The sequence below is a fragment of the Oscillibacter sp. genome, from assembly GCF_032060045.1.
GTDB lineage: Bacteria > Bacillota > Clostridia > Oscillospirales > Oscillospiraceae > Oscillibacter.
The window spans coordinates 38,255-42,465 of sequence record NZ_DAMBZJ010000011.1 but is presented as its reverse complement, the minus strand read 5'-3'; the positions used below and the strand labels follow the sequence as shown (position 1 = coordinate 42,465).

Sequence of the window (4,211 nt, the reverse complement as noted above, 5' to 3'; positions counted from 1 at the left end):
CCGCTTCTATTTTCGGATTTCTTTGCAGTTTCTGCGCTCATTGCAGCCCTGAGAGAATCCCATCCTCGCCGTCCAGAGGGCCGGTTAGTTGGTTCAGGCACAGTCCGCCGCCCCCGAAAAATGACGAAAGCTGCCTCCGCGCCTGCGCGGAGCGGGCATCATTATACCATACCACCACGCGCTGACCGGAATTTGTATAGCTGAGATAGGGCGCGGCGTACCGACCCGACCAGTAGCCCGTGACACCGGAGGTGGACCGCAGGACAGAAAGTTCTGCCGCGGACACATCCCCCTCGGCCCGCTCTCCCCGCCACTTGGAACCGGACACGGTGAGGAGAAGCATTATCTTTTCCGCCGGGATAGCGGATGCCACAGCTTCCATTGCGTAATATACTTCCTCAAGCGGCTCTTTGGGAGTGGTGGGCAAACCGGAAATCACCTGATAATAGGGCGCAATGCGCAAAATGATTTTATCCGCCACAGCCGCCAGCCCAGCAAAGTCATAACCGTTGTAAGCCGTACTCCCCGGCTGGACAGGCGCTTCCGCCATCACGAAGAAAAGCTTGTCTTTTCCCAAGGCCGTCCGCAGCGCGGCCGCCAGCGTCGTAAGAGCCGCCCTGTCCGTACCCGTCAGCTTTGAGATGTCCAGCAGTACACCGTCCCAGCCGCCGTCAGCGGCGGCGGCTGCAAGGTCTTTTGCCAGCGCCGCAGGGTTCACCTCGGCAAAAACAGGGCCGGAGCCGGAAACCTGAAGCAGCATACGCCTGTCCCCTGCCGCCGACTGGATGGCAGCCACCGTTTCTTCGCCAACGTCGGGAACCAGTTGAAGTGAACCGTTATACACCAACTTCAACGCGGGAACCGCCACGGTCCCAACGCCTGTAAGGCTCAGCTTCTCGGCAGAGCGAGCAATGCCTATGAGCTCCGGCGCGGGGGCGTGCAGCTTGTCGTAAACCCGCATCAGCACGGCGGCAGCCTGTTCCCGGGTGACGGGCTTGTCCGGCTGAAATTCTCCCCGGGTGTTTCCCGTCATAATGCCAAGGTCGCTGGCCAGAAGCAGATAGCCCAAACTAAAGGTCACGTCGGTAAAAGAGGACTTCCGTTCTCCCGCAAGGCCGGCCAAAGTCCCATACCCCAGTGAGCGCACCAGCATCACCGCCATCTCCGCCCGGGTAATGGCATCACCGGGACGGAACTTCTCTTCCTGTTGCGTCACCGCTCCCCGGACAAACACGGTTTCCACCGCACCGTAATACCACTTGGCGGTGTCCCGGTTGTCCGTAAAGGACCCGGTGGCAGGGGACACCTTCTCCCACTCAAACAGGCGGCATAGCACCGCGGCAAATGCCGCCCGGGTCATAGATTTCCCCATGCCAAACGTTCCGTCGCTCCGTCCATTCAAAAGTCCCTTTTCTGCCGCCCGGGCAATGGACTCCGCTGCCCAGTGCGTCTTAGGCACATCGGAGAATCGAGGGGCCGCCGCCGCGCTCACCGGCAGCACAGTCAACAGACACAGGCAGCTAAGACCCGCGGCGACCAGCCGTTTCAAGTATTTTATCAAACAATCATCTCCTTTTCCATGCACTTCATAAAATAATCTGCCGGGCCACGGCCCGGGCTGCGTAAAATCTTCCAGCGCCATAATCCCGGTTATTTTAGCAGAATCCGGCTTGCCCGTCAAATTTGCCGCCAAAGGTTAGAATTTTCTTTACGTTTCCGTGAAACCTTGGTATAATAGTGGAGTTATTTTGGAAAATAGCACAACTGTGCCGCAGAATTTGTCGGAAGGGGGGCTGCTGTGATGAAATTTGAAAAGTGGAACATTGGCGTGCCCTCTCCGGGCGCGGTGGAAGCGCTGCGTCAGGCGGGATATCCCGCGCTGCTGGCCTCCGTGCTGGCAAGCCGGGGCGTCTCCTCCGCGGAGGAGGCCGCCAAGCGGCTGGAGTGTGACGGGGCTCTGACCCTCTCCCCGTTTATTATGGCGGATATGGATAAGGCCGTGGAACGCATTCGCCGCGCCATTGCGGACGAAGAAACCGTGGCCATTTTCGGCGACTACGACGTGGACGGAATTACCTCCACCGTCCTGCTGCTGGACTATTTAAAGAATTGCGGCGTTTCCTGCCTGCGCTATATTCCCAGGCGAATTGAGGACGGCTATGGTTTGAGTCGGGAGGCGATTCAATCCCTCCACGATCAGGGAGCCACGCTGCTGGTGACCGTGGACTGCGGTGTCACCGGGGCGGAGGAAGTGGATTTCGCTACTTCTCTGGGGCTGGACGTGGTGGTCACCGACCACCACGAGTGTAAAGGGCCCCTCCCCAAGGCCGCCGCCGTGGTGGACCCCCACCGGCCCGACTGTCCTTACCCGTTCAAGCACCTTGCGGGGGTAGGCGTGGCGCTGAAGCTGGTACTGGCTCTGGGCGGATCCGTCAACGAGGAGCGGTTGTTCTGCCGATACTGCACCCTTGCCGCCATCGGCACCGTTGCCGATGTGATGCGGATGGAGGGGGAAAACCGGGTGATCGTCCAGCGGGGCCTTGCTGCCCTGCCAAGAACGGATTTTGTGGGCATTCATGCTCTTTTGAAAGAAGCAGGGTTGGACGGAAAGCCCGTCACCTCCGTGCAGATTGGCTTTTCTCTGGCCCCCCGCATCAATGCGGCGGGACGCATGGGGGCAGCGGACCTTGCCGCCGACCTGCTGGAAACCGAGGATCCCGCCCGCGCCGAGGAACTGGCCCGGGCGCTTTGCGATTTGAACCGGGAACGTCAAGCCGTGGAACAGGGCATCTGCGCCGATGCGCTGCGCCAGATTGAGTCTTTGCCGGGCTCTCAGCGCTCCGCGTTGGTGCTCGACAGCAACGACTGGCATCAGGGCGTGGTGGGCATTGTGGCCTCCCGCATCAGCGAGAAGTTTTCCTGCCCCAGCTTCATGATTCACATTCAGGACGATCTGGGCAAAGGCTCCTGTCGGAGCTTCGGGGGATTCAATCTCTTTGCCGCGCTGGAGGCGTGCTCCAGCCTGCTGGAAGGGTTCGGCGGCCACGAGCTGGCCGCAGGCTTCACCATCCGCAAGGAAAACATTGCCCCTTTCCGGGAGAAAATGAACGGCTATGTCCGGGCTCACTGTGGCAAGAGCATTCCTGTTCCCGCGCTGGAGATCGACGCCGCCGTATCCGATCCTGCAGACCTGACCATGGACGAAGTGGAACAGCTTGGTCATCTGGACCCTTATGGCGCGGGGAATCCCCGGCCTGTCTTCGCGCTGCTTGGCGCGCGGGTAGAAGGGCTTCAATGCGTGGGGCAGGGAAAGCACCTGAAATTGCAATTGAGCCGGGGCCTTTGTCGGTTTGACGCCATCTTTTTCTCCGCCACGGCAGAGGAATGCGGCATCCGTGTGGGAGATCGGGTGGACGCCGCCTTCTATCTTCAGGGCAACACCTTCCGCGGCCGGACCACCCTGCAATTGCAGATGGTGGACCTGCGGCTCAGCCGCATTCCCAGCCGCAGCGAGGCGGAAAGTCTTGAGCTGATCCAGCGGCTGCGCACCGGAGAAAGCCTGACAGCCCAGGAGGCCGACCGCTTGAACGCATCCTTGGAGCAGTTCCGGGTGCTTTTAAAGGCCATTCGCCACCTGCTGCCGCAGGGACGGGCAACGGTTGCAAAGCTGCCGTTTCTCCGCTCCGTTGCCGAGCTTTCGGGCGGACGGGAGGCGTTCTTGCGCGCCGTGCTTGCGCTGGAGGTGTTTGAGGAGCGGGAACTTTTGCGCATCGCCCCCGTAGATGAGGAATTTTTTGACATTGCGCTGCTTCCTTGGGAAGACAGCGTAGATCTTTGCGCCTGCCCCCTTTTACAAAGGCTGCATGCCGGGGCGCAGGTCTGGGAAGGGAGGGAGGCCCAATGACTGTAGACGAAGAATATCAGCTACTGGAAGACACGATCCGGGCCTATAACCCCTCGGCGGACTTTGCCCATATCCGGGCCGCATACGAATTTGCAAAAAAGAGCCACGTGGCTCAGAAACGCAAAAGCGGCGAGCCCTATATCATCCATCCTCTGGCGGTGGCCCAGATTGTGGCCGAAGAACTGCGGCTGGACTCCGAGTCCATCGAAGCGGCTCTTCTCCACGATGTGATTGAGGACACTCCCGCCAGCCACGAGGAGGTTGCCCGGCTTTTTTCTCCCACGGTCGCGAATCTGGTGGAGGGGGT

The 4,211-nt window shown here is 60.3% G+C and carries 2 protein-coding genes and 1 pseudogene; 2 read left to right on the top strand and 1 reads right to left on the bottom strand.

Translation table 11 applies throughout. The features are described 5' to 3' along the window. Window positions 1-37 precede the first annotated feature (37 nt). A complete protein-coding gene (locus RT018_RS06320; protein WP_312940247.1) occupies window positions 38-1,561 on the bottom strand; it encodes an S-layer homology domain-containing protein in 1,524 nt (507 codons plus the stop codon). 240 nt (window positions 1,562-1,801) lie between these two features. Between RT018_RS06320 and recJ the strand changes: the two genes are divergently transcribed. After that, window positions 1,802-3,904, top strand: a complete 2,103-nt coding sequence (gene recJ / locus RT018_RS06315; protein WP_312940246.1) for a single-stranded-DNA-specific exonuclease RecJ — start codon at window positions 1,802-1,804, stop codon at window positions 3,902-3,904. Further along, window positions 3,901-4,211 (top strand): annotated as a pseudogene (locus RT018_RS06310) (HD domain-containing protein); the annotation flags it as partial. The gene recJ and the pseudogene RT018_RS06310, both read left to right, overlap by 4 nt.

Bases quoted from the DNA above. Each gene is read 5' to 3' on its own strand.
- recJ (WP_312940246.1), top strand. From the start codon at position 1,802: ATGAAATTTGAAAAGTGGAACATTGGCGTGCCCTCTCCGGGCGCGGTG.